Annotated in this window: 1 protein-coding gene; it reads right to left on the bottom strand. The window is 52.2% G+C overall.

The genetic code is table 11. From position 1 onward, the window contains the following. Positions 1–270 (bottom strand): lipoyl protein ligase domain-containing protein (locus EZM41_RS02385; RefSeq protein ID WP_446697803.1); only part of this gene is annotated, 270 nt, incomplete at both ends.

Genomic DNA, 270 nt, shown 5'->3' on the forward strand with positions numbered 1-270 from the left:
TTTCCACGCCGGCGTTACGGAAGTTATCCAGCGCCTTCAGGTCTGCCTGAATGGCCTTGGCGTAATATGTGAATGCCTCTTCTCTCCACGCCGCTTCGATAACGTTCTTTAAGTCGTCAGGAAGCTCCTCCCATTTCTTTAGGCTGAATATGGGGTAGGCCACGATTTGCCCAGGCCCGTGATATGTGATATTTCCGCCCCTTGTGGTGTCATATACGTCTATGCCGAGCTGCCTCAAGGTTTCTTGGTTGGCCAGGAGGTTATCCCTTC

The sequence above is a fragment of the Acetomicrobium sp. S15 = DSM 107314 genome (assembly GCF_016125955.1).
Classification (GTDB): domain Bacteria; phylum Synergistota; class Synergistia; order Synergistales; family Thermosynergistaceae; genus Thermosynergistes; species Thermosynergistes pyruvativorans.